General features: G+C 73.8%; 4 protein-coding genes and 1 pseudogene. 2 read left to right on the forward strand and 3 right to left on the reverse strand.

Annotated elements, in window-relative coordinates:
- The 3 genes and pseudogenes from VF825_RS00640 to VF825_RS00650 form a co-directional block, all read right to left on the reverse strand.
- Positions 1–251, reverse strand: a pseudogene (locus VF825_RS00640) (helix-turn-helix domain-containing protein); the annotation flags it as partial.
- Between the two features lie 108 nt (positions 252–359).
- Positions 360–1,421 (reverse strand): lysylphosphatidylglycerol synthase transmembrane domain-containing protein, encoded by a 1,062-nt coding sequence (locus tag VF825_RS00645; protein WP_331109043.1) that lies wholly within the window; start codon positions 1,419–1,421, stop codon positions 360–362.
- A gap of 17 nt (positions 1,422–1,438) precedes the next feature.
- Entirely contained in the window at positions 1,439–2,260 is an 822-nt protein-coding gene (locus VF825_RS00650) for a PIG-L deacetylase family protein (protein WP_331109045.1), read from the reverse strand.
- A gap of 34 nt (positions 2,261–2,294) precedes the next feature.
- On the opposite strand from VF825_RS00650, the gene VF825_RS00655 reads away from it, so the two are divergent.
- Positions 2,295–3,431, forward strand: coding sequence for a glycosyltransferase family 4 protein (locus VF825_RS00655; protein ID WP_331109047.1), 1,137 nt, complete (start codon positions 2,295–2,297; stop codon positions 3,429–3,431).
- Positions 3,428–4,159, forward strand: a complete 732-nt coding sequence (locus VF825_RS00660) for an NUDIX hydrolase (RefSeq protein WP_331109049.1) — start codon at positions 3,428–3,430, stop codon at positions 4,157–4,159. Before VF825_RS00655 ends, VF825_RS00660 begins: the two co-directional genes overlap by 4 nt.
- Positions 4,160–4,269: the final 110 nt, after the last annotated feature.

Raw genomic sequence — 4,269 nt, forward strand, 5'->3', positions numbered from 1 at the left:
GGGCGTGGCGGTGGCAGTACCGCCACCGGTAGACCCCACCCAGCCCGTCGGGGTTGGTCCGAGTGGACCTGCCCGGGTGCACCGCCCCGGTGACCACGTGCCCGCCGCGGTAGGCGTGGTTGCGGGTCACCTCCCGCCAGAGCGTGGACCGGTCCCGACCGATCACCGCCGCGATCTGCGGGAAGGTCAGCCCCTGCCCGAACAACACCTCGATCTGCGCGCTCCTGCTCCGACAACCGTGCACCAGGCATGACCGGATCCTTCCGTCATCCTCGTTGCAACAACCACTTGAAGCGGCCGGGCCCCGAGCACGAGAAACGTCCCTCTCGGCGGAGTAGACGAGGCCCTCGGGACGGTGCTCAGTCGGCGGGGCGCTGCTTGCGGGAGAGGCCCCAGGCCATCCAGCCGAGCGCGCCCAACGGGATCTCCATGAGGTGGGTGTAGACCGAGAAGAGCACCACGCCCGCGGTCGCGCCGGCGGGGTCGGCGCCCCAGCCGACGAGCACGGCCGCGGTGCCGGTCTCGGTGACCCCGACTCCACCGGGGGTGATGCCGACCGCGGTCAGCAGCCGGCCCAGGGCGTAGGCGGCGAACATGTGCGCGAAGGAGACGTGCACCCCGGTGGCGTTGAGGCAGAACCAGAAGAGCACGTAGTAGACGCCGAAGAAGCCGACCAGGCCGAACGTCATGCTGGCCCAGCCGGTCTGGACCACCCCCGAGATGCGCCCGCGCAGGTCGTGCACGAGCTCGTCGATGCCGAGGTCGTGGCTGCGCTGGGTGCGCCGCGAGATCGGCCGCAGCAGCTTGTCGAGCGTCCGTCCGACCACGGTCGCGGCACGCTCGGAGGCGATCACCGCGATGAACGTGCCGAGCAGCAGCACCCCGAGCAGGCCCCCGACCACGGCCCCGCCGGCGACGGCCCGCGGCAGGTCACCGGCGCCGAACAGCAGCGCCGCGATGCCGATGATCGGCAGCACCACCCGGGCCAGGACGTTCCACACGCCGCTGACCACGATCGAGGTCGAGATGTCGCGGCGCGAGAAGCCCCAGGAGCGGCACATCGCGTAGGTCGCCGCGACCCCGGCCGCCCCGCCGAACGGCAGCAGGTTGCCCACCGAGGAGCCGCACACGTTGACGATCAGCGCCCGGGGGTGGGACAGGCCCGGCAGCGACCCGGTGAGGGTGAACGTGTAGAGCCACAGCCCGGCCATCATGAGGAGCAGCAGGCCCAGCGCCGTGGACGGGCCGACGTGGCGCATCAGCTCGAAGACCTTGTGCCAGCTCGTGCCGACGAAGTGCGGCAGCCCCCAGGCGAGCACCGCGACCGCGATGGCCAGACCACCCAGGCCCTGCAGCAGCTGCCGCGCGGAGGGTCGGGTGAAGCGGGGGACGTCGGTCTCGTCGGTCGTGGCGCGTGCCACGGTCTCTCCCTGGGCGCTCACGTCAGCCCCGCGAAGACGTCATGGGCCACGGGGGCCCCGGCCGGGTGCCGTGGGTCGACGAACCACTCCCGGCCGAAAACGAGGTCGTAGAGGGGGCGGGGGATCCGCAGGAACGCCGCCAGGGTGCGGTCGGCGCCCCCGTCCGCGCTGGCCTGGGAGGCGTGGGCGCGCATGGAGGCGCGCTTCGCGGCGGCATACCGGCGCACGCTGATCCGGTGGGTGATCGCCGAGCGGGGGCTGAACGCGCGTTCGAACGAGGTCGGGTCGAACTCGGGCGGGAAGCGGTAGACCTTGCCGGCCAGGGCGATGGCCCGGCAGATCGTGTCGCGCGGCACGGTGGCCTCGAGCACCCTGGGGGTCCCCGCCAGCTCGGCCGCACGGGCTCCCACCTCGTGCACCTTCACGTGGTCACGATGCCCGTAGCCGCCGTTGGCGTCGTACGTCAGAAGGACGTCGACCGACTCCTCCACCAGGATGGCGGCCAGTCGCCGCGCCGCCTCGTCGGTGTCGGCTCGGACGAAGCGGGTCTGCCCCGGCGGGTCCGGCCGCAGGTCGTCGGCCAGGCCGCTGTCGGCGTAACCCAGGTGCTCCACGCGTGCCACCCCCAGTGCCTGCGCGCTCTCGCGCAGCTCCGCCAGCCGGCGTTGTCCCAGCCGGCCGTCCCCGGCGAACGCGGAGGAGGCCAGCCCCAGATCCCCGTCCGTCGCCACCACCACGATGACACGGTGACCCTCCGCCGCGGCACGCGCCATCGTCCCCGAGGTCAGCAGCGCCTCGTCGTCGGGGTGGGCGTGAAAGGCACAGAGGGTGTGTGGCATCGGGTACATCCTGACTCATGGAAGGCTGGGTTTCGTGAAGGTTGCCCTGCTGTCCGACTGTTACCTGCCCCGCCTGGGGGGCATCGAGGTGCAGGTCCACGACCTTGCCGTGCGGCTGCGCGGCCGTGGACACCAGGTGAGCGTGTTCACCGCCACACCCGGTGCGCGCGGGGAGCGGGGCGGTTTCGTCGACGTGGTCGACGGCATCGAGGTGCACCGGCTGGCCCTGCGGCTGCCCTTCGAGCTGCCGGTCAACCCTCTCGCGCCACCGGAGCTGCGACGCCGGCTGCAGGCGGGCGGGTATGACGTGGCGCACGTGCACATGGGCGTGGTCAGCCCGTTCGCGGTCGACTGCGCGCGGGTCACCACCTCGATCCGGCTGCCCACGACGATGACGTGGCACTGCATGCTCGGGGCGGCGGCGCCGCTGTTCCGGCTCGTCCCGGCCGTGCGCGGCTGGGCCGAGGCGGGGATGGCCATGAACGCGGTCTCGGCCGTGGCCGGGGAGCCGCTGCAGCGGGCGATCGGCGACGCCGGGGTGGTGGAGAACCTGCCCAACGGCATCGACGTCTCCGCGTGGCTGACCAAGCGCGGACCGCGCGCGGGGGCGGACGGCATACGGGTGGTGTCGGCGATGCGGCTGGCCGCGCGCAAGCGGCCGATGGCGCTGCTGCACGCGGTGCGGCGGGTGCGCGAGCTGGCCCCGGAGGTGCCGTTCACCCTCGAGGTGCTGGGGGAGGGCCCGGACCGCGCCCGGCTGCAGCGCTTCGTGGACCGGCACGACCTGGCCGGCACCGTGCGCCTGGTCGGGCGGGTCAGCCGGGAGGAGCTGCGCCGGACGTACGCGGACGCGGACATCTACGTCGCCCCCGCGCGGCTGGAGAGCTTCGGCATCGCCGCACTGGAGGCCCGCACCGCCGGGCTGCCCGTGGTGGGCCTGTGGGGCAGCGGGCTCAACGAGTACGTCGAGGACGGCGTCAACGGGTTCCTCGCCGGCGACGACGAGGCGCTGGCCGGCTGCGTCGCCCGGCTGCTGCTCGACGACGCGCTGCGCCGGCGCATGGCCGAGCACAACCGGCAGGTCGCCCCGACCCAGTCCTGGGAGCACGTGCTGGAGCGGGCCGAGGCGGAGTACGCCCGGGCGATCGCGCTGGCGGGGGCCCGCCGATGACGCGGCAGCGCACCCCGCAGCCGCTCATCGAGGTCGTCGGGGTCGACGCCGCCGGTGACGAGGTCGCCCGGCAGAGGCTCGGCCACGGGCAGGACCCGCAGGCGCTGCTGTGGGCCTCTGGCTGGCGCGTGGTGGATGCCCTGGAGGTGAGCAGCGTCTCGAGGGAGCAGCACGTGCTGACCGCGAGCTTCCGGGTCGCCCGCGCGCAGGGCCGGCCGCCGGTGCCGCAGACCGCGGTCGTGCACCGCGACCGCGACCTGGTCGTCGGGCCCGGTGAGGTCGCCGACCCCTACCAGCGGGTGGCGGCGTATGCCGTGGTGACCAGCGAGCGCGGGCTGCTGCTGGCCCAGCTGTCGGGGCTGACCAGCGAGCCGGGGCGCTGGGGCCTGCCCGGCGGTGGGCTCGACCCGCACGAGGCGCCGGCCGACACGGTGCTGCGCGAGGTGTGGGAGGAGAGCGGGCAGCGGGTCGAGGTGACCTCGCTGGCCGGCATCCAGAGCAGCCACTGGGTCGGCCGGGCGCCGGACGGCCACCTGGAGGACTTCCACGCGGTGCGCATCGTCTACCGCGCCACGTGCGGGGAGCCGACCGAGCCGGTGGTCCACGACGTCGGCGGCACGACCGCGTCGGCGGCATGGTTCCCCACCGACGACCTGGCCGGCCTGCCGCTGACCGCAGGCTGGCGTGCGGCGCTCGCGCTGTGGCCTCCCCACGGCCACGACGCCTGACGTGCCGAGAGGGACGTTCCCCGGGTCTGCGGTGGCGGCGGTTTCAAGCGGCTGATGCAACGAGGAGCTCGTTCAGCTTCTGGGCGGGATTCTTCCAGTCCAGGGTCTCG

Source organism: Oryzihumus sp. (assembly GCF_036391795.1).
Taxonomy (GTDB): Bacteria; Actinomycetota; Actinomycetes; order Actinomycetales; family Dermatophilaceae; genus Oryzihumus.